16 protein-coding genes and 1 pseudogene are annotated in these 20,849 nt (G+C 71.8%); 9 read left to right on the plus strand and 8 right to left on the minus strand.

All coding sequences use genetic code 11. The features are described 5' to 3' along the window. Positions 1 to 220 precede the first annotated feature (220 nt). Genes KF840_07995 through lptG form a run of 3 tightly spaced genes read left to right on the plus strand, consistent with a single transcriptional unit; the run spans position 221 to position 3,638 of the window. Complete coding sequence (locus KF840_07995) at positions 221 to 1,432, plus strand: aminotransferase class I/II-fold pyridoxal phosphate-dependent enzyme (GenBank protein MBX3024838.1); 1,212 nt, start codon at positions 221 to 223, stop codon at positions 1,430 to 1,432. Positions 1,433 to 1,439: 7 nt separating this feature from the next. Beyond that, the gene (lptF, locus tag KF840_08000; GenBank protein ID MBX3024839.1) at positions 1,440 to 2,552 is read left to right on the plus strand and encodes an LPS export ABC transporter permease LptF; all 1,113 of its coding nucleotides are present in this window, start codon (positions 1,440 to 1,442) and stop codon (positions 2,550 to 2,552) included. After that, on the plus strand, positions 2,553 to 3,638 hold the full coding sequence (gene lptG, locus KF840_08005) for an LPS export ABC transporter permease LptG (GenBank protein MBX3024840.1): 1,086 nt from the start codon (positions 2,553 to 2,555) through the stop codon (positions 3,636 to 3,638). A gap of 6 nt (positions 3,639 to 3,644) precedes the next feature. On the opposite strand, the gene KF840_08010 is transcribed toward lptG, so the two are convergent. Continuing rightward, the gene (locus KF840_08010) at positions 3,645 to 4,937 is read right to left on the minus strand and encodes a hypothetical protein (protein ID MBX3024841.1); all 1,293 of its coding nucleotides are present in this window, start codon (positions 4,935 to 4,937) and stop codon (positions 3,645 to 3,647) included. Between the two features lie 367 nt (positions 4,938 to 5,304). Between KF840_08010 and KF840_08015 the strand changes: the two genes are divergently transcribed. Together KF840_08015 and KF840_08020 are read left to right on the plus strand one after the other, a co-directional pair. After that, entirely contained in the window at positions 5,305 to 6,318 is a 1,014-nt protein-coding gene (locus tag KF840_08015) for an acylglycerol kinase family protein (GenBank protein MBX3024842.1), read from the plus strand. Next, positions 6,315 to 7,262 (plus strand): hypothetical protein, encoded by a 948-nt coding sequence (locus KF840_08020; protein ID MBX3024843.1) that lies wholly within the window; start codon positions 6,315 to 6,317, stop codon positions 7,260 to 7,262. Before KF840_08015 ends, KF840_08020 begins: the two co-directional genes overlap by 4 nt. Positions 7,263 to 7,285: 23 nt before the next feature. Here KF840_08020 and KF840_08025 read toward each other — a convergent pair whose 3' ends face one another. The 4 genes from KF840_08025 to KF840_08040 form a co-directional block, all read right to left on the minus strand. Continuing rightward, positions 7,286 to 8,254, minus strand: a complete 969-nt coding sequence (locus KF840_08025; protein MBX3024844.1) for a fatty acid desaturase — start codon at positions 8,252 to 8,254, stop codon at positions 7,286 to 7,288. Positions 8,255 to 8,654: 400 nt separating this feature from the next. Continuing rightward, entirely contained in the window at positions 8,655 to 10,307 is a 1,653-nt protein-coding gene (locus KF840_08030) for an aldehyde dehydrogenase family protein (protein MBX3024845.1), read from the minus strand. Positions 10,308 to 10,669: 362 nt separating this feature from the next. Then, positions 10,670 to 12,061, minus strand: coding sequence for a GMC family oxidoreductase (locus KF840_08035; GenBank protein ID MBX3024846.1), 1,392 nt, complete (start codon positions 12,059 to 12,061; stop codon positions 10,670 to 10,672). A gap of 93 nt (positions 12,062 to 12,154) precedes the next feature. Then, positions 12,155 to 12,874 (minus strand): acetoacetate decarboxylase family protein, encoded by a 720-nt coding sequence (locus tag KF840_08040; GenBank protein ID MBX3024847.1) that lies wholly within the window; start codon positions 12,872 to 12,874, stop codon positions 12,155 to 12,157. A 92-nt stretch (positions 12,875 to 12,966) separates the two neighbouring features. Here KF840_08040 and thiD point away from each other — a divergent pair, with 92 nt between their 5' ends. Next, positions 12,967 to 13,764 carry a bifunctional hydroxymethylpyrimidine kinase/phosphomethylpyrimidine kinase gene (gene thiD / locus KF840_08045; protein MBX3024848.1) on the plus strand — a complete coding sequence of 266 codons (798 nt, stop codon included), beginning with the start codon at positions 12,967 to 12,969 and terminating at the stop codon, positions 13,762 to 13,764. Positions 13,765 to 13,851: 87 nt separating this feature from the next. Here the strand turns inward: thiD and KF840_08050 are convergent. Then, positions 13,852 to 14,148 (minus strand): annotated as a pseudogene (locus tag KF840_08050) (class I SAM-dependent methyltransferase). A gap of 146 nt (positions 14,149 to 14,294) precedes the next feature. Here KF840_08050 and KF840_08055 point away from each other — a divergent pair. Further along, positions 14,295 to 15,212, plus strand: a complete 918-nt coding sequence (locus KF840_08055; protein ID MBX3024849.1) for a TIGR03560 family F420-dependent LLM class oxidoreductase — start codon at positions 14,295 to 14,297, stop codon at positions 15,210 to 15,212. Positions 15,213 to 15,269: 57 nt separating this feature from the next. After that, positions 15,270 to 16,517: an alpha-L-fucosidase gene (locus tag KF840_08060; protein ID MBX3024850.1), complete on the plus strand. Its 1,248-nt coding sequence runs from the start codon at positions 15,270 to 15,272 to the stop codon at positions 16,515 to 16,517. 6 nt (positions 16,518 to 16,523) lie between these two features. Here KF840_08060 and KF840_08065 read toward each other — a convergent pair whose 3' ends face one another. Together KF840_08065 and KF840_08070 are read right to left on the minus strand one after the other, a co-directional pair. Continuing rightward, the gene (locus KF840_08065) at positions 16,524 to 17,249 is read right to left on the minus strand and encodes a DUF1499 domain-containing protein (protein MBX3024851.1); all 726 of its coding nucleotides are present in this window, start codon (positions 17,247 to 17,249) and stop codon (positions 16,524 to 16,526) included. Positions 17,250 to 17,397: 148 nt separating this feature from the next. Continuing rightward, positions 17,398 to 17,799, minus strand: coding sequence for a DUF488 family protein (locus KF840_08070; GenBank protein ID MBX3024852.1), 402 nt, complete (start codon positions 17,797 to 17,799; stop codon positions 17,398 to 17,400). A gap of 495 nt (positions 17,800 to 18,294) precedes the next feature. Between KF840_08070 and mgtA the strand changes: the two genes are divergently transcribed. After that, positions 18,295 to 20,784, plus strand: a complete 2,490-nt coding sequence (mgtA, locus tag KF840_08075; GenBank protein MBX3024853.1) for a magnesium-translocating P-type ATPase — start codon at positions 18,295 to 18,297, stop codon at positions 20,782 to 20,784. The last annotated feature ends 65 nt before the right edge of the window (positions 20,785 to 20,849 follow it).

Here is a 20,849-nt window from a genome sequence, read left to right on the forward strand (position 1 = left end):
GGCGCGCCTGCGGCGCGGGCTGGGCGCGACGCCGGATCGCCGGCCACGGTCTCCGTGCATGTCCGTGTGTAGCACCCGGTCGGCCCGTCGCGCACCCGGCGGCGCCGCGGGTGTTCGCCAAGGGCCGGCCGCAAAACTTGACTCGCGGCGGGCCCGCCCCGTACCCTCCCGGGCCGTCGAGCGTATGCGCAACAGCCACGTCAAGGCCAGCGAACCGGCCATGGTCGACGTCCATCGGTACGCGGATCTCTTCGCCCGCTGCGCGCGATACACGCACGCCAAGGAGACGCAGGCGGCCGGGGTCTATCCCTACTTCCTGCCGATCTCCGGGTCGGAAGGCACCGAGGTGGTCATCGAGGGCGCGCGCAAGATCATGCTCGGCTCGAACAATTATCTGGGCCTGACGCACGACCCGCGGGTGCTCGAGGCGGCGGAGCGGGCGGCCCGTCGCTACGGCGCCGGATGCACGGGCAGCCGACTGCTCAACGGCACGCTCGACCTGCACGAGGAGCTCGAGACCGAGTTGGCGGCCTTCGTCGGCAAGCCGGCGGCGGTCGTCTTTTCCACCGGCTACCAGGCCAACCTGGGGATCGTCGCGTCGCTGGCCCACCGAGGCGATGCGGTGATCCTCGACCGGCTCGACCACGCCAGCATCGTCGACGGCGCCAGGCTCTCGGGCGCCAACGTGCACCGATACCGCCACGCCGACATGGCCAGCCTCGAGCGGGTGCTGGAACGGGCGCGCCGGCAGGTGACCAGCGGTGGGGCGATGGTGGTCGTCGACGGGATCTTCAGCATGGAGGGCGACCTCGCCGACCTGCCTGCTGTCATCGCCATCTGCCAGCGCCACGGGGCGCGGCTGGTCGTCGACGAGGCGCATTCGGTCGGCGTGATGGGTGGCGGCGGCGCCGGCGTGCACGAGCATTTCGGCGTGACCGACCAGTGCGACATCGTGGTCGGGACCTTCAGCAAGTCGCTGGCCTCGATCGGCGGCTTCGCCGCCGGCGACGAGACCGTGATGCACTACGTCCGCCACCACGCGCGCGCCCTGATCTTCAGCGCCTCGATCCCGCCCTACGCGGCGGCGACCGCGCGCGAGGCCCTGCGCATCATCCGCACCGAGCCCGAGCGGCGCGAGCGCCTGTGGCGGAACCGGGAGCGGCTGGCGGATGGCCTGCGGACGCGGGGCTTCGACATCGGCACGAGCACCACGCCGATCGTGCCGATCGTCGTCGGGGAATCGGCCCGCACCTTCTTCTTCTGGCGCGCGCTGTTCGACCACGGGGTCTTCACCAACCCGGTGATTCCGCCGGCGGTTCCCGACGGCAGCTCGCGCATTCGCACCAGCGTGATGGCCACGCACACGGACGCGCTCATCGACGAGGCGCTGGAAAGGATCGAGCAGGCGGGGAAACAGGTCGGCGTCATCTGATCGCCATATGTCGATCCTGTCCCGTTACACGGTCACCGAGATCCTCTCGCATCTGGCGGGGGTGATGGTGCTGGTGGTGACCGTGTTCATGGTTCGCCACTTCACCGAGCTCCTCGGCTCGGCGGCCGAGGGCGACCTCCCGTCGGGCGTCCTGTTTCAGCTCGTCGGCCTGCGCACCGCCATGGCCCTGCCCTCGCTGCTGCCCGCGGGCCTCTACATCGCCGCCCTGCTCGCCCTCGGACGGCTTGCCGACGACAACGAGCTGCTGGCGCTGCACGCCTGCGGCATCTCGCCGGGGCGCATCTACGCCACCGTCGTCGGCCTCGCCGTGGTCGCCGCGGGGGTGGCCGCCGTGCTCTCGTTCGGGGTGCGTCCCTGGGCCGCCGTGACCTTCCATGCCGTCCGCGACGCGGCCCTCGAGCAGGCGCGCCTCGGGCAGATGGCCCCGGGACGGTTCTACGAGCTCGGCGGCTCCAGCGAACGGGCCCTCTACGCCAAGGAGCGCTCGGCGACCGACCCGCGCGTCGTCGAACAGGTGTTCGTCCAGCAACGCGACGGCGACGGCATCGCCATCATCTCCGCCGCCCGCGCCAGCGAAGTCGTCGACGAGCAGCTCGGCTATCGCTTCCTGCGCCTGTCCGACGGCTATCGCTACGACCTCGGGCCCGATGCGACGCACATCGACATCACCGCCTACGAGACGTTGACCATCCGTACGCCGCTCGCCGGGGGCCTGTCGGAAGGGGAACAGAACCACGCCCTGTCCGCGCTCGAGCTCGCCCGCTCGCCCAACCCCGAGGACGCGGCGGAGCTGCAGTGGCGGCTCGCCAGCCCGGTCTCGACGGTCCTGCTGCTGCTGCTCGTCATTCCCCTCAGCCAGATCCCAACGCGCTGGGGCGCGTACACGAAGCTCTTCGTCGCCCTCGGGCTGTATCTCGCGTACGGCCAGCTCCTGGCGATGGTGAAGAAGTGGGTGGCCAACGGCGTCTGGCCGGTGCTGCCCGGCACCTGGCTGGTGCACGCCGTGTGCCTGAGCATCGCGCTGGCGCTGCTCGCCGCGCCGCGTCTGGCCTCGGCGGGCGCGCAGCGATGGCACGCCGGCTCGGCCGGAGCGCGCTAGATGCGGGCGCCGCAACGTCTGCCGACCCTGGACCGCTTCATCGCCGTCAACGTTCTGCAGAGTTTCGGCTTCGCCCTCGCGGCGCTGACGGCGGTGTTCCTGGTCATCAACGCGACCGAGGAGCTGCAGCGGGTCGGGGCCGGGCAGTACCGCGTTCGCCAGGCGCTGTGGTTCGTGCTGCTCACCCTGCCGAACGAGCTCTGCGCGCTGTTTCCGGCCGCCGCGGTGCTCGGCAACGCGATCGGGCTCGGCGGCCTCGCCCACCGCAGCGAGCTGATCGCGATCGCCGCCGCGGGCGTGTCGCGGGCGCGCGTGCTGTGGAGCGCCTTGCGGGTCGTGCTGGGGCTGGCCGCGGTCGGACTCGTCGTCAACGAATTCATCGCCGCGCCGCTCACCTATCGCGCCCACATCGGGCGCTCGGTCGCGCTCTCCGACGGCCGGCTGTTCAGCGGCGCCGGCGGGTTCTGGACCCGCGCCGGGTCGAGCTACGTCAACCTGCGCACGGTGCTGCCGGACGGGAGCGTGCGCGACGTCTACGTGTACGACTTCGATGCCCAGCACCGCATGCGGCGGCTCATCTACGCACGGAAGGCCACGTATGCGGATCACGCCTGGCGTCTGGAGGACCTCCGCGACCAGACGATCGGCGACGCGGGCGTCACCACCGAGGAGGTCGCCAGCCTTCCCCTGGCGATCGACCTGACGCCACGCCAGCTCGGTCTGATGCGCGTGCCCCCGGACCAACTGTCGCTGGCCGACATCTGGCGCGGCATCGCCGCGGCGCGCCGCCAGGGCGAGAGCGCCACGGCGCTGTGGCTGGCGCTGTGGCAGCGGTCGGTGGCGCCGGTCGTGATCCTGGTGATGAGCCTGCTCGCGGTGGCGCTGATCCTGGCCATGCCGCGCGGCACGACGCTCGGGCGTCGGGTCTTCGTGGGCGGGCTGCTCGGCATCGGCTTCCAGATGTTCAACCAGACCTTCGCCACCTTCGGCCTCGTGTACGGACTGGCGCCGTGGCTCAGCGCCACGCTGCCGACCGCGCTGGCGTTCGGGGTCGCGTGCTGGTGCGTGGCGCGCAGCCCGTTGTGATCCGCCTCAGCGCTTCCCTGCGGCGCGCGCCGCGATCGTGCGCCGGAGATGGAAGGCGAGCAATTGGCCCAGGCGCGCGTTGCCGAGCGGCCCGCGGTGCGATTTCTGCACCAGGTCGAGATCGGGGCCCTTGTTGCCCTCGATGAGGCATGGTCCGTCGGCGAGGATGGCGATGTCCCAGCCGATGACCACGTGGTCGGCGAAGGCCGTGGCGTGGGCGCGGCGGGCGAGCGCCAGCGTCTCGGGCCAGAAGGGCAAGATCCGCCCGCTGATCGCGGCGCCGGTATCGGGGTGCCGGTCGCACCAGCCTCGCCCGGGACCGCGCGCCATGGCGCCGTCGGTGGCCGGGCCGACGCTGCCGCTGTCCAGATCGACCTTGGCCACGATCCCGCCGGCGTGGAAGTTGTCGACGACGCTGTCGCGGCCCTGTCCCATGCGCAGCGAGGCGTTGGTCACCTCGACGTCATCGCGTTCGTTGCGGCAGGTCACGGCGCGCACCGTGGCGAGCGCGCCGGTGCTCAGCTCGGCCATGTCGGGGTGGTTCACCAGGCGCGGCAGGACGATGCAGCCGCGGCCGACCTGCATCGTCAGCGCCTGCAGGCGCGCGATCAGTTGGTCGCCGGTGAGGACGGTCCCGTCGCGGTCGCGATAGCGCCGATCGCCCTGGTACTCCCAGCGCTGCGCGCCGCGGCCGCCGGTGCCCCGCAACATCTTCACGAAGAGGTCGACCTCCGGCAGCGGCGGCGTGCCGGCGGCGCTGCGCACCACGCGCCCCTGCTCGATCACCAGCAGCGCCGGCACCGCCGGGAGGCCGAACGCCGCGCAGCGATCCGCGAACAGCGCCTTGTCGCTCAGCGCCACCGTGCTGCGCTCGACCGGCACCGGCAGGCCGCCGTTGAAGCGACGCAGATACGGGTAGAGGAAGCGTTTGGTCTCGAAGCGGTTGAGGTACTCGCCGGCACGGCCACGCCGGGCGTCGTCGTACAGCTCGAAGATGTAGTACCAGGGCGGCAGCAGCGCGTGCCGCGCCGCCAGCGCCAACTGCTCGCCGAGCTGGCGGGCGATCCCTTTGCCGGTGCGCTGCTTGACCCAGCCGCCGTTGTACCAGGTGAAGACCGCCGCCGCGGCCGGGACGGCCAACGGCCACGCCAACACCCCGGCGCAGAGCTCGAGTCGACCCGACCAGCCGGCGTCGCGCCAACTCTCGCGGGCGAAGCCGCGATGGAGGAACGCCGCCGACGAGCCGTCGTCCGGCAGCAGACGCCAGATGAGCACCGCGCCGCTGCCGGCTTTGACGATGTCTTCCGCCCGCGCCAACGGTTCAGCCACCCCGGCGGCATTGCCGCCGGCGCGCGCCCGCGGCTCGCCTGACGGCGCCACCCTCCTGGGGGGTGGTCGGCCTGGCGCGCCGGTCGCGGGCGGGAATGATGCGGGATACGGGCAGAATCTCCACGGCGGCGGGGTCGGATACTGTCAGCTCACCGGCAGACCCGCAACCGGCGCGCGCCGCCGGCCGCCCATTGCGCCCGCGCCGGCGCGCTTGTCCCGAGTCCCCGCTGTGCTATGAACGAAAAAATTATTTTGGGTTTTTCAAAACTTGGCGTCCACGGTCTCGATATACCCGCCAGTTGCGGACATCGATGCGATCGATGGCCCGCTCGGGACCATGGATCTGCGCATCGCGCCCGAGCTCGACATCGGCCGGCCGATCCGCACCGGCGTGATCAACAACCCGCTGAGTTTCCGTAACCGGCGGCGGCACGTTCTGCCGGCGCTGCTCGACGTCCTCCGCGACCATCCCTGGGTCGCGCATCACGAGGTGCACCAGCCGGAGGAGATCGTCGCCGCGACCCAGACGTTGCTCGGCGACGGCTGCGAGCTGATCGTCGTCAACGGCGGCGACGGCACCGTGCAGGCGGTGTTGACCGGTCTGTTCAGCCACCGACCGGTGGACGGGTTGCCGCTGCTGGCGGTGTTGCCGGGAGGCACGACCAACATGGTGGCGGCGGACATCGGCGCCATGTCACGACCCGTTGCCACCCTGCAGCGGGTGCTCGCCACCGCCCGCGCCGGTTGTCTGCGCGGCGACGCCGTGCAGCGGCCGGTGATGCGGGTCGAGATCACTCCCGAGACGCCGCCGATCTACTCCATGTTCTTCGGCACCGGCGCCATCTATCACGGCATCCGGTTCTGCCGGCAGTACGTGGCCACCCTCGGCCTGCGCGGCGAGATCGGCCCGGGCGTGGCGCTGGCGGTGTTCCTGAGCAAGATCGCGCTCGGGCACGGCGGCAGCATGTTCCCCCCGCTGCACCTGTCGGGGCGCCTCGACGGCCGCCCGCTGGCGACGGGCGCGTACATCGGCGCCCTGGTCTCGACCGTGTCGCGACAGTTCCTCGGCCTGCGACCCTTCTGGGGGGAGGAGTCGGCACCGTTGAAGTACACGGCGATGAGCTACGCGCCGCAGCATCTCTGGCGCGCGGCGCCGGCGGTGATGCGAGGTCGGCCGAACCGCTTCGTCAGCCCCGAGAACGGATACACGAGCCACAACGCGCACGAGCTCGAGCTCCACCTCGACTGCGGCTTCACCCTCGACGGCGAGCTGCACACGCCGCGGCCGGGCACCGCGGTGCGCCTGCGCAGCGGCTACCACGCGTCGTTCCTGCGACCGCGCGATCCATGAGCTCCGCGCCGGACGAGTTGTCCCGGTTGATCGCCGAGGAGCTGGCGGCGCCGGTCCCCGCCGGTGCCGCGCTCCTGGTCGAACGGATCCGCGCCCGACACGGCGAGGGCGTGCGGGCGATCCTGTTCTACGGCTCGTGCCTGCGCGCCAATGACGACCAATACAGTCTCCTCGACTTCTACGTGTTGGTCGACCGCTACCGGGGGCTCGGCACCAGTCGGCTGTACGCGGCGCTCAACGCGCTCCTGCCGCCGAACGTGTACTACCTGAGAGCGAACGAGGACGGGCGCAGCGTGCAGTGCAAGTACGCGGTGGTGTCGCTGGCCGACTTCGCCCGCCACACCTCGGCGCGCGCCTTCCAGCCCTACTTCTGGGCTCGCTTCGCCCAGCCGTGCGCGCTCGTCTACGCGGCGGACGCCGCCGCCGAGCGCGCGGTGGTGGAGGCCCTCGCCGCGGCGGTGACGACGTTCGTCGGGAAGGGACTGCCGCTGCTGCCCGCTCCCTGCGCGGTGCGCGACCTGTGGACGACCCAGTTGACGCTGAGCTACGGCGCCGAGCTGCGCGCCGAACGGGCGGCGGTCGCCGATCGCCTCTATGCCGCCGCGCCCGGGCGCTACGAGCGCGTCACCCGCGCCGCCCTGCCGCGTCTGCCCTTCCCGGCCGCGATGCGGCCGGTCGGCGGGGAAATGGGCGTCGACGCCCGTTGCCGCCGCGGCGCCGCGGCGGCTCGGTGGCGGGTCCGGCGTTACTACGGAAAGTGGCTCTCCCTGCTGCGCATCCTGAAGAGCGCCCTCACCCAGGAAGGCAGCGTCGAGTATGCGATCTGGAAGGTCGAACGGCACTCCGGGTTGAAGATCGATCCCTCCTGGCGCGAGCAGCGCCATCCCCTGCTCGCCCTCGGCGAGCAGGTGGTGCGCATGTATCGCAAGGGCGCCTTCCGCTAGCGGGTCGGCGGCGCGGGCGCCGCTCAGGCGGCGACGGACTGGGGCGCCTGCCGCGCTGGGCGCACGCGCGTGATGCGCGCGAAGAGGTCGATCCGCGGGTCGAAGAGGAACTGCAGCAGCACCTGGACCCACGAGCGGTGCCAGCGCAGGTGGTCGTAGAACTCCGGCGCGGCGGCGCGGACCTTCGGCAGATGAGCCCACGGCACCTTGGCGAGGTCGTGATGCTCGTTGTGGTAGCCGATGTTGAACTGGATGACATTCAGGGGGCCGTAGTAGGAGTACGTCTCCTGCCCCTCGTGGAAGGTGTAGTGCTCCTGCACCCAGCGCGCGCCAACCGGGTGCAGGCCGATGCCGACCACGGTCGACAGCAGCACGTAGACCAGGCCGCGGATGCCACAGAAATACCAGATCGCGGCATCGGTGAGCACGATCACCACCGTGTTGGCGACGATCCAGGCGTCGGTGTAGGGCCGCTTGATGCGCAGCGGGCGCACGATCTCGACCGCCGCGAACAGGAGCAGCCAGACCGCCTTGCGCAGCGGGGAATTGCCCACCACGCGCGCCTCCCAGGTGAACGCCAGGTCGGCGTCGTAGTCGTATTCGTCGAGGTGATAGTGGTGCAGGAGGTGATAGGTGCGGAAGGACATCGCGCTGGGGAACCCCTGCCCGACGTTGCAGAGGATGCCGAACAGACGGTTGCGGACCGCGCCGTGGACCACCAGATCGTGCGTCGCTTCGTGGATGAGGACGAACAGGGCGTGGCTGGCGAAGGCGCCGACCAGGTAGGCGGCGAGGATGACCCACAGCCAGCTCGTGTCGCGCAGGAGATACGCCAGGCCGATCTGCCCGGCGACGATGGCGGCGATGTAGGCACCGGACGGCGGATACGGTCCGAAGAGCCGGCGCAGCTCGGGATGGCGCTTGAGCAATTCCCGCCCCCGCGCGAGGTGCGGGTTGGGGCGGTCGGTCACCACGAATGCCGTCCTCATCATGTCCCTAGCGCGCAGCGACAGCGTCGCCTTTAGGCGTCTGGCGGAGCGCCGTCAACTGACCCCCTGACTCTCGATACGACAAAACACCTTCACCACGGAGGCACGGAGGCACGGAGGGCGGAGCGTGGGAATGGCGGGTGGGCGCGATCCCTATGGCCATTGCTGATGGCGTTGGGGATCTCGCCCGCGAATCCTCTCTTGTCCAGGTGACTCCGTGTCTCCGTGCCTCCGTGGTGAAATGTCTTCGTCACCGCAAGGCCAACTCTCGGCGGGACCCTGCGACGGGCGGCGGCGCATGGGAGGGGCGCGGAGTCGAGGGCGGCGTCGCCGCCTGACCCTGCACCCGCTCGGCCCCTCCGGCGGTCGTCCCTGCCCGTCGCTGCCGCCGCGCTCTTGGGAGCTACTTCTTCGCCGCCCTGTTCGCGTAGCGCTCGAGCCGCAGGCCGGCGATGGCGAAGCGGAGCAGGCGCCGCGGGCCGCGCGCGCCGAACAGCGCGTCGATGAGGGCGTTGAAGCGGCGGTACTTCTCGGCGGTGTACGGGTACCAGTTGGCCTCGATCTTCTTGCTGTCCTTGTCGATCAGCACCGACTTGACGTTGCAGAAGGCGTGCAGGCCGTGCTCGCCCTTGTAGCGGCCGAAGCCGCTCTGCTTGACGCCGCCGAACGGCAGCGCCGGGTTGGCTTCGGTGGCCATGACGTTGTTGATCGAGACGCCGCCGACGGCGAGGGCGCGGGCGACGCGTTTGGCGCGCGCCAGATCCCGGGTCCAGACGCTGGCGGTGAGCCCGTACTCGGAGTCGTTGGCGAGCCCCACCACCTCCTCCTCGCTGTCGAACGGCAGCAGGGGGATCAGCGGCCCGAAGGTCTCCTCGCGCGCCAGGCGCATCTCGGCGGTGACCTGATCCACCACCATCGGCGGGATGAGGCGCGACGCGCCGTCCCACTCGGCGCCGGTGAGGAAGGCGGCGCCGCGCGCCTTCGCATCGGCCACCTGCTCGGCGACGACGCGCACCTGGAACTCCGTCGTCATGGCGCCGAGATCCGACTCGCCGTCGCGGTCGATCCTCTGCACCAGCTTCCCCACCTGGCGCACCAGCTCGGCGCGGAAGGCGTCGTACACCGGGCGCTGCACGTAGACGCGCTCCACCGAGGTGCACGACTGGCCGGTGGTGGTGAGCGCGCCCCAGGCGGCGCCGGCGGCGGCGCGGCCGAGCGTCGCGTCGGCGAAGACGATCATCGCGTCCTTGCCGCCGAGCTCGAGCTCCACCGGAATCAGGTGCTCGGCGGCCTGCGCCATGATGCGGCGGCCGGTGCGGGTGCTGCCGGTGAAGAAGATCTTGTCCGGCCGCTCCGCCACCAGGGCGGCGCCGACGGCGCCGTCGCCGTACACCACCTGCACCCAGGCGGCGGGGATCTGCGCCTCGGCGAGCAGGTCCTCGACGAGCCCGGCAAGCGGCGCGTGCTCGGAGGGCTTGTGGACGACGGTGTTGCCGGCGGCGAGCGCGCAGCAGATGGGCACGATCGCCTGGTAGAAGGGATAGTTCCACGGCGCGATGACGAGGATCGTGCCGAGCGGCTCGTACCAGGTCTCGGAGCGCTTCCCCATCAGGGCGATCGGCGTGTGCTGCTTGCGGTCGGCGAGCGCCGCCGGCGCGTGCTGGAGCAGCCAGTCGAGGTTGTCGAGGACGCCGAAGATCTCCGAGATCAGCGCGTCCGAGCGGCTCTTGCCGGTGTCGCCCTGGATGCGGTCGACGATCTCCTCGCGCCGCCGCAGGATCACCGCCCGCAGCGCATCGAGGTGGCGCAGGCGCTCGGCCAGGCTGAGGCGCGACAGCGCCGCGAAGCCGCCGCGGGCGCGTCGCATGGCCGCGGCCGCGCCGCCGCCGTCGACCGCAGCCGACGACGCGGCGCCCTCCGCCCCGTAGGGCGTGATCGCCGTCGAGACCTGGGGCGGCAGCGGCTCGTCGTCCGCGATCACCGGCCCCTCGACGCGCGCGTCCCAGCCGATGCCGGGCAGCACGCGCGGGTCGAGGCCGGAGTAGTAGAGCGTCATCACCACGCCCTTGACGCCGATGCCGATCATCCGCAGGCCGGCGCCGAGCGGACCGGGGAAGCGGGCGTCGAGGTCGCACAGGCGCAGCAGGGCGCGCACCGCGGCGTTGGGCAGGACGCGGAAGAGGCCGAGCAGCGTCAGCAGGCCGTCGCGGTCGGCGTCGTACATGTGGGCGAGCATGCGGTCGGCCTGCTCGGCGCAGCGCGAGGCGGAGAAGGACGGCAGGTCGCCGTCGCCGGGGATCATCAGGTCGCCGATGCGGTTGAGCGTCGCCAACTGCGCCGGCGAGAGCAGGCGGGCGCCGTCGCGCGGCGCGTCGGTCACCTCGCGCTCCGCGGCGCCGGCGGCGTCGAGCCGCTGGTTCATCGCGCGTCTCCCAGGATCTGCGCCGCGGCTCGGCTGGCCAGCGCCATGATGGTGAACGACGGGTTGATGCCGGGGGCGTTGGGAAAGATGCTCGAATCGGCGGCGTAGCAGTTGGGCAGGCCGTGCAGGCGGAAGTCGGGCCCGGTCACCGAGCGCGCCGGATCGGTGCCCATGGCGCAGCCGCCCATCAGGTGCAGGCCGACCGCGATGTTGCCCTCGATGATCTCCCGCGCGCCGGTGGAGAGGAAGATGTTGCGGATGGCGGCGAGGCCGCGGTCGCGGCGGCGGCGGTCCTCGTCGTTGAGCGGCTTGTCGATCACCGGCGTGGCGCGCTTGCCGAGCGTGACGCGGCCGGGCGCGGTGTCGCGCACCGCGACCTCGATGCAGGCGAAGCGGGTGATCTGCCGCATCCGCTCCCGGTGCAGGCGGCCGAAGCCGGGCAGCAGCATGGCGATCGCCACCGGGGGCGCGAAGACGTTCTCGAGCTTGAAGCCGCCGCGGCGGAAGGTGGGATCGGCCGACTTGTACGACTGCAGCGGCCCGCGATGGGCGTTGATCGGCCGGTCGTAGATGCCGAGCGTCATGTACTGCGGGTGCGTGTAGAAGTCGCGCCCCACTGCCGGCAGCGCCGCGTCGAGCTTCGAGGCCAGCAACAGGCACGAGTTGCCGATGGCGCCGGCGGCGAGGATGAGGCGGCGGCCGCGGTAGATGGCGGGGCTGCCGTCGCGGCCGACGCCGTGGACGGCGACGCCGTCGGCGGCGTGCTCGACGCCGCGCGCCTGGAAGTCCGCCACCACCTCGAGGCCGGCGGCGCGGGCGCGGCGCAGCATCGTCACCGGCATGCTCTGCTTGCTCTCGATGCGGCAGCCCATCAGGCACTCGATGCAGGAATTGCCGTCGCCGAAGCGGCAGTCGCGCTGGCCGCGCACCAGCGGCGCGCAGCGGTACCCGTTGAGCTCGAAGCCGCGGCGGAAGACCTCGGCGTTGCCGTTGGCGTACGCCTCGGGGACCGTCGTGATGCTGATCTGCCGCTCGACCTCGTCGTACCAGGGGTCGAGGCCGGCGCGGGAGAAGCAGTCGACGCCCGAGCGCTCGCGCCAACTGTCGAGCGCGTCGTCGTCGAAGCGGTCGAGCAGCGCCTGGTTCACCACCGAGCCGCCGCCCACCACCTTCGGTCGCAGCAGGCCGATGCGCGCGTCGCGCGTCAGCTCGATGCCGCCGCCCCAGTAGAGCAGCGAGTTGGCGTCGACCTCGCTGCGCGGATAGGTGGCGGCGGTGAAATCACGCCCCGCCTCGAGCATCACGCAGCGCAGTCCCGCCGCGCAGAGCCGCGCCGCGATGAACGAGCCGGACACCCCGGCCCCGACGATCACGGCGTCGTGGATCATGAGCGAGCAAGAAGAAACACAAATGAACACGAATGACCACAAGGAACACGAAGGCCTCCGTATCCTTTGTGGACCTTCGTGTTCTTCGTGGATTCAGAGCGGCACGGCGGCCTCGAAGCGACCGCGCATGCGTTCCATCCACATCGTCGCCAGCGCCTTCCGCGGCAGGCCGAGGCCGCGCAGCTCGTCGGCGATCGGGTGCGTGCCGAGGGTCAGCTCGGCGCCGCCGAGGTGGAAGCCGGCGCCCTCGGCGGCGGAGGTGAAGTTGGTGGCGTGCGGCGCGCCGTGGATCAGCGAGTAGGTGACGAGATGCTGTTCGGGCAGCGTGCGCGCGCCGCCGGCGGGCAGGGAGAGGGTCAGCGCGTGCTGGCCGTCCATGGTCAGGGTGCAGGTGAGGCGCTCGGGGCGGCGCTGCCAGTCGATCCGCTGCACGGTCTTGGGAAAGCCCCAGATCGTCTCGCCGGCGTCGCGGGTGAAACTGCCGTCCACCGGGAGGTGGCGGATGTAGGTCGGCAGCGCGCCGCGGAAGAACGCCGCCGCGTTGGCGAGCGGGAAGCGGCGCTCGCCGCGCCGGCGGACGAAGAAGGTGATCGATACCTCGTGATAGGCGCCGAGGTCGTTGTCGCGGTAGTCGATCAGCGCGATCGTCAGCAGGGTGCGGCCCGGCCACACCTGCGCGACCTCGAACGCCTCCGGCACCAGCCGCCGCGCCGCCGCCGCCTCGACCAGATACGTCGCCGCGCCCGAGGTGGCGTCGCGCACCTCGACCGGCAGACGGACCTCTCTCCCCTGGATCGTGTAAGCCTGCTGCATCGGCGCCAGAAACCACAAATCAACGCCAATGGCCACGAAGGACGCGACGCCCCTTCGTGTCGCTCGGTGGTCATTTGTGCTCTGTGTGATTCGTGATTCCCCGCCTGCTCACCATCGCCGGCTCCGACTCGGGTGGCGGCGCCGGCATCCAGGCGGACCTCAAGACCTTCACCGTCTTCCGCGCCTACGGCATGAGCGCGATCACGGCGCTGACGGCGCAGAACACGCGCGGCGTCCACGGCATCTTCCCGGTCAGCCCGGCGTTCGTGCGGGCGCAGATCGACGCCGTGGTCGCCGACATCGGCGTCGACGCCGCCAAGACCGGCATGCTGGCGACCCGCGCCATCATCGAGGCGGTGGCCGAGGCGGTGCGCGTCCACCGCATCGCGCCCTTGGTGGTCGACCCGGTGATGGTGGCGCAGAGCGGCGCCCGCCTGCTCGAGGACGACGCGCGCGCCGCGCTGCTCGCCGCGCTGGTGCCGCTGGCGACCGTGGTGACGCCGAACGCGCCGGAGGCGGAAGCGCTGCTCGACATGCGGGTCGCGACCGTCGCCGAGCAGCGCGCCGCGGCCCGCCGCCTGGTCGAGCTGGGCGCCGCGGCGGCGCTGGTGAAGGGCGGCCACCTCGCCGGGCCGGAGGCGGTCGACGTGCTCGACGACGGCCACACCGTCGTCGAGCTGCGCGCCCCGCGGCTCGATACCCCGCACACCCATGGCACCGGCTGCATGACCGCGGCGGCGCTCGCCGCCTGCCTGGGGCGCGGCCTGCCGCTGCCCGACGCGGCGCGCGAGGCGAAGCGGTTCGTCGGCCGGGCGATCGCCCACGGCTTGGCGATCGGCGGCGGCCACGGCCCGGCCAACCCGCTGGCGTGGTTGGACGACCGCTCCTAAGTAGTCGGCGATGAGGAAGCGCGGCCTCGGCGTCGTCGCGGGCAAGCGCGCGGCGCGGCGGCGGGCGCGGGCGGCCCGGGCGCGGGGCAGCGTGATGCCGACGACGGCGAGGCCCTGGGTCGCGGCGAGGTGGCAACTCGTCCCGCCGATGCCGCACCCGGCGTCGAGCACCCGCGCGCCGGGCGGCAGGGCGAGCTGCGCGGCGACGCGCCGGTCGAGGTTCTCGATCGACTCGCGATGCGAACGCGTGCCGGGTTCCCACAGCCCGTAGTGGACGGCGCGCCGCGGCCACAGGGCGCGGTAGAGGACGGTCGTCGACTCGTAGTAGGCCGTGACGCGGCGCCGCCGCTGCACCAGCGCGCCCGCGCCAGCAGCCCCTCGCACATCACCAGCGAGACGAGACGCGCGCGCGGCGCCGTCGCGGAGCGGCGCGAACCCGCCGCCCGCCGGCGCCGGTTCGCCCGCGCCGCGGTGTTCATCCGTGGCGATCTGTGTTGATCTGTGGCCTTTCTGAGCCGGGAGGGACGGACATGGCGCGAGTCGAATTCGGCGTGATGCTGCCGCAGATCAAGCGCAGTTGGAGCGACAGCCGGGCGGCGGCACAGGCGGTGGACCGCCTCGGCTACCACTCGGTGTGGTTCAACGATCACCTGTACGGCGTGCCGATGCCGTCGCTGCCGATCATGGAGGCGTGGACGGCGCTGTCGGCGGTCGGCGCGGTCACCGAACGGGTGGAGCTCGGCACGCTGGTGACGCCGATCGGCTTCCGCAATCCCGCCCTGCTGGCGAAGATGGTCGCGACGCTCGACAACATCAGCGACGGCCGGGTGATCGTCGGCCTCGGCAGCGGCTGGTTCGCGCAGGAGTTCAGCGGCTACGGCATCGACTTCCCCGCGGTGCAGGATCGCCTGCGCCAGCTCGCGGAGGGCATCGAGCTGATGCGCCGCATGTGGAGCGAGGAGCAGGTCACGTTCGGCGGCCGCTACTACCGCACCGACGACGTCTTCTGCGCCCCCAAGCCGGTGCGCCGGCCGCCGATCCTGATCGGCGGCGGCGGCGAGCAGGTGCTGCTCAAGCTGGTCGCCAGGCACGCCGACATCTGGAACAACCTCGCCGTCAACCTCGACCAGCTCGCGCACAAGGCCGGCGTCCTGCTGCGCCACTGCGAGAGCGTCGGCCGCGATCCCGCCACCCTGCGCATCTCGCAGCAGACGATGGTCGTCATCGGCAGCGACGAGGCCGATGCCAGGGCGAAGCAGGAGAAGGCGCAGCGCATCTACGGCGGGCACATGGGCCGCGGCATCGCCGGCACGCCGCAGCAGTGCATCGACCAGATCGAGGCCCTGGCCGCCCGGGGCTGCTCGCTGCTGATGATCGAATTCTTCGGCAAGGACATCGCCGAGCCGGCGCAACTGTTCGCGGAGACCGTGCTGCCCGCGTTCCGGTGACGGCGCGCGCCGGCCAGGCGCTTGTCAGCGGCGGCGCCGCGTGCGCATCAGCGGCGCATGGCGACCTGGTTCGATGCGGCGCGCTTCGGGATGTTCGTCCACTGGGGGCACGTCAGCCGGCAGGGCTGGGAGCTGTCCTGGCCGCTGGTCGGCGGCGCGCCGGTGTTCCCCGCCTGTCAGGACATCCCGGCGGCCGAGTACCACGCCGGCGCCACCCGCTTCTGTCCGGCGCCGGGGGCGGCGCGCGACTGGATGGCGCGCGCCCGCCGCGCCGGCATGACCTACGCGGTGCTCACCGCCAAGCACCACGACGGCTTCGCGCTCTGGCCGAGCCGCGCCGCCGACTGGTCGATCGCCCGCACGCCCTACGGCGGCGACCTGGTGCGCGAGTACGTCGAGGCGGCGCGCGACGCCGGGTTGCGCGTCGGGCTCTACTTCTCGCTCTCCGACTGGCACCATCCCGACTACCCGCCGTTCACCGACGCCGACCGGCCGTACCGCTACGGCCAGGAGCCGCGGCCGACACCGGAGCAGTGGCGGCGCTTCCTCGCCGTCATGTTCGCGCAGCTCGAGGAGCTGCTCACCGACTACGGCCGCATCGACCTGGTGTGGTTCGACGGCGGCTGGGAGCGCAGCGCCGAGGCGTGGCGGACCGGCGAGCTGGCGGCGCGCATCCGCGCCCTGCAACCGGAGATCCTGATCAACGACCGGCTGCCCGGCGCCGGCGATTTCGACACCCCGGAGCAGTTCGTGCCGCCGCAGCCGCCGGCGCGCGCCTGGGAGACCTGCCTGACGATGAACGACAGTTGGGGCTGGAATCCGAACGACCCGCACTACAAATCGGCGCGCGCCCTGGTCCACACCCTGTGCGAGGTGGCCGGTCGCGGCGGCAACCTGCTGCTCAACGTCAGCCCGATGGGCGACGGCAGTCTGCCCGCCGTCCAGATCGAGCGTCTCGACGCGATCAGCGACTGGATGGCGGCGTACGGCGAGAGCATCGTCGGCACCGCGCCGGGCCTCGAACCCTGGCAGTTCTACGGTCCGAGCACCCGCCGCGGCCGCACGACGTACCTGCACCTGCTGCAACGCCCCTACGACAGCGTCACCGTGCGCGGCGTCCCGATCCGGCGCGTCAGCCACGCCCGCGAGGTGCGCACCGGCACCGCGCTGACGTTCCGCGGCCGCTGTTCGGTCGTCGACGAGCTCCTCAACAGCGACCCCATCGGCGAGTTGGTCATCGACGTGCCGGAGTCCCTGCTCGACGACCTGGCGACCGTGCTGGCGATCGAGATCGCCGATCCGTGAGATCGGTCAGCTCTCCAGGCGCGTGAAGAAGGCGCGGATGCGCGCCGCGTTGGCGCCGACGTCGCCCTTGCCGTCGCGCGATTTCGACCGCATCTGCACCAGGCTCTGGCCGTTGGGGGTGGCCCGCACTTCGATCACGAAGTCGTCGCGGAAGTGGAACAGGCGGGTCGTGTCGTAGCCCTCGAGCGCGTGCGCCTCCGGGTCCTCGCGGGTGATGACCCAGCTCGGCATGCTGCGCGCCGCCGCGGCGACCTGCTTGAATGCCTCGTCGGGCGGCATGGCGAGCGGCAGCGGGCCGAGATCGGGATAGCCGGCCTTCTGTTGTTCGGCGAAGGCGAGGCCCGGATACGACATGTCGCGGCCCGCGTTCTCCGGCAGCGTGCCGGCGTGCACGAACTGCGGCGGCGCATCGGTGTCGGTGGCGATGTCGTTGATGCGCGGAATGTTGCGGCGCGCGCCCGACAGCAACAGGACGAGGCCGATGACGATCACCGGGATCGCCAGGCCGGCGGCGGTGGCGCTGCGCGTGCCCGCCGGTCCGAGCAGCAGCGCGACGGCGCCGAGCGCCAGGCTGACGATGCCGACGAGCAGGCCGAGGCCGAACGTGCCGAAGCCGTAGAGGGGCGCGACCAGGTCGAAGTGCGCCAGCGCCGGACCGAGCAGCGCCAGCAGCAGGCAGACGCGGCCGAGCCAGGCGCTGACGCGCCCGAGACGCGAGGTGGTGGCAGGCATGGTGGTGTCCCCCATCGACGAGCAGTGCCGCGACCGGCCGCTGTTAGGCCGCGCGCCGGCGCGATGTCAAACCACGGCCTGCCGAGACTCCCGGCGCGCGGGCTGCGACTCGGCGCACCGATGCCGCGAGCCCGAGCCCGCCGGCGGCTCACACCTTGGCGCTCAGGATCACCTGCCGCAGGAGATGGCGATGGCACTGCGCCTCGTCCTCGGCGCAGTGGCAGAGCAGGGTCACCGGCTGGCGCCGCGCCAGCGCCTTGATCAGGCGGAGGGTGAACTTCTGACCGTGGTTCCTTATGGTGCGGTTCGCCGCGTCGGCGCTGCCGCCGGCGAAGAGCTCGGCGCGGTAGCGGCGGGCGAAGGTCGCCCAGGTGATGTCGCCCCGCTGGCCGGCGCGCAGGAGCGCCTCGCTCGGCCCGAGGTTGGCCATCCACACGTCGTAGCGGCGGGTCGGCATGCCCCGCCCCCGGAACCGGGTGGCGAGGATGCGCAGCCCGTCGCGCTTCTCGATCGGCGACCAGACGGATTTCGTCGCGAGGGGCACCGGCATGGGCGCTAGCCGAGCCGGGGGTTTCCGGTCAAGGGCCTTGCCCAAGAATTCGCTGCTCCCGCGAGGCAGCCCCAGGTTGTTAGGTTGCTAGGTTGTTAGCCTTGATGAGACAGAAAACTCCTCACCACGGACACGGAGGGCTTGGTGCCATAGCGAAGGCGCGGGGCCTCTTCTCACTCCATTTCCAATGAACTTTGGGAGGACCACTGGGCGGGCTTCGAGATCAGTACCCTCCGTGTCTCCGTGCCTCCGTGGTGAAAGTCTTTTGTCGCATCAAGGTTGGTTGTCAGGCCTGAACGGCCTCTGAGACTAACAACCTAACAACTAACAACCTAGCAACCTTTCTCGGGCAAAGCCCGGTCAACGCCCGCCGCCCGTGGCGTCCCGCACGACGCGCGGCTGACAGTGCGTTGAAAGGCGGGCGGCGTCGCGAGGGCGCACGAGACGCGCCCGCAGTGGCCGACCTGTTCCTCAACGGACTGCTAAGGTCCGCCCGTGAGCGGCGCGATCCCCGCGGGCCTGACGCAGGCCGAGGCGGCCGAGCGGCTGCGGCAGGTCGGACCGAACCAGTTGGCGCCGCCGCGCCGGCGGGCGGTGCTGCTGCAGTTCCTCTCCCGCTTCCGCAACCCGCTGGTGCTGCTGCTGCTCGGCGCCAGCCTCATCTCGGCGCTCACCGGCGAGGTGGCGAGCTTCGCGATCATCGCCGTCATCGTCACCATCAGCGTCACCCTCGACTTCGTCCAGGAGCACCGCGCCGGACACGCCGCCGAACGACTGCGCGCCTCGGTGGCGCTGCGCGCCACCGTGCGCCGCGAGGGGACGGCGTGCGAGGTGCCGGTGTCCGAGGTGGTGCCGGACGACCTGGTGCTGCTCGCCGCCGGCGATCTCGTGCCCGCCGACGGCGTGCTGCTCGAGGCCCGCGATCTCTTCGTCAACCAGGCGCTCCTCACCGGCGAGGCGTTCCCGGTGGAGAAGCGCGCCGGCGCCGGCGGCGGGCTCGGCGACGATCCGGCCGATGCGCCGGACGGCGTCTACATGGGCACCGCGGTGATCAGCGGCAGCGGCCTGGCGCGCATCGTGCGCACCGGCCGCCACAGCGCGCTCGGCCAGATCAGCGCCACCGTCGCGGCGGCGCCGCCGCCAACCGCGTTCGAGCAGGGCACGCAGGCGTTCGGCCTGCTGATCATGCGGGTCACGCTGCTGCTCGTCCTCGCGGTGCTGCTGGTCAACATCCTGCTGCAGCGGCCGCCGCTGGAATCCTTTCTCTTCGCGCTCGCCCTCGCCGTCGGGCTGACGCCGGAGCTGCTGCCGATGATCGTCTCGGTGTGCCTGGCGCGCGGCGCCCTGCGCATGGCCGCGCAGCGCGTCGTGGTGAAGCGGCTGGCGGCGATCCACGACCTCGGCAGCATGGACGTGCTGTGCACCGACAAGACCGGCACGCTCACCGAGGCGCGCATCCGCCTCGAGCGCCACCTCGACGCGCGCGGCGGCGACAGTGATCGCGTGCTCCAGCTCGCCTATCTCAACAGCGCCTTCGAGACCGGGCTGCGCAGCCCCCTCGACGACGCGATCCTCGCCCACGGCACCCACCTGTCGACCGGCGACTGGCGCAAGATCGACGAGGTGCCGTTCGACTTCGAACGTCGCCGCGTCTCGGTGCTGCTCGACGACGGCCGCCAGCGGCTGCTCGTCGTCAAGGGCGCGTTGGAGGACATCGCCCGCCTCTCGACCGCCTACGAGGGCGCGCGCGCGGGCGAGACGGAGCCGATCGACGCGGCGACGCGCGCCGCCATCGCGGCCCGATTCGCCGCCCTGTCGGCCGAGGGCTTCCGCGTTCTCGGCATCGCCTGGCGCGCCGTCGACGCCGCCCACGACCACGCGGTGGTCGACGACGAGACGACGCTGGTGTTCGCCGGCTTCGCCGCCTTCCTCGATCCGCCGAAGGCGACGGCCGCCGACGCCCTGCGCGCCCTGGCGGATGCCGGGGTGACGGTGAAGGTGGTCACCGGCGACAACGAGCTCGTCACCACCCACGTCTGCCAGAGCCTGGCGCTGCCGGTCGCCGGCGTCCTCACCGGCGCGCAACTGGCGGCGATGGACGACCAGGCGCTGGCGGCCGCGGTCGAGGACACGACCCTCTTCTGCCGCGTCAGCCCGGCACAGAAGAACCGCATCATCCTGGCGCTCAAGCGGCGCGGGCACGTCGTCGGCTATCTCGGCGACGGCATCAACGACGCGCCGCCGCTGCACTCGGCCGACGTCGGCCTGTCGGTCGATGGCGCGGTCGACGTCGCCCACGAGGCGGCGTCGCTCATCCTCCTCGACCACGACCTGCGCGTGCTCCACGCCGGCGTGCTCGAGGGCCGCCGCACCTTCGGCAACATCATGAAGTACATCATGATGGGCACGAGCTCGAACTTCGGGAACATGTTCAGCATGGCGGCGGCGACGCTGGTGTTGCCCTTCCTGCCGATGCTGCCGGTGCAGATTCTGCTCAACAACCTGCTCTACGACCTGTCGGAGCTGCCGATCCCCCTCGACGAGGTCGATCCGGAGCTGCTGCGCCGTCCGCGCGCCTGGAACATGCGCTTCGTGCGCCGTTTCATGGTCACGCTCGGACCGGTCAGCTCGCTGTTCGACTTTCTCACCTTCTTCCTGCTGCTGCACCTGCTGCGGGCCGACGAGGCGCTCTTCCACACCGGCTGGTTCCTCGAGTCGCTGGCCACCCAGGTGCTGGTCATCTTCGTCATCCGCACCCGCCGCTCGCCGCTGCGCAGCCGTCCCGCCCGCGCCCTGGCGGCGGCGGCGCTGGTCACCGTCGCTCTCGCCGTCGCCATTCCCTTCACGCCGTTGGCGCCGGCGCTCGGCTTCGCGGTCCCGCCGCCCACCTTCTTCGCCGCCCTCGCCGGCATGGTGGCGCTCTACCTGGCGAGCGCCGAGCTGGTGAAGCGCGCCTTCTATCGGGCCTGGCTCGAGGCGCCGTGAGGCACGCGCGGTGCGCGGCCGGGCGGCGCGCCCTCCCGGCTGCCCGCGCTCGCCGGCGGGCGCCG

The organism is bacterium (assembly GCA_019637795.1).
Classification (GTDB): Bacteria; Desulfobacterota; Binatia; order HRBIN30; family CADEER01; genus JAHBUY01.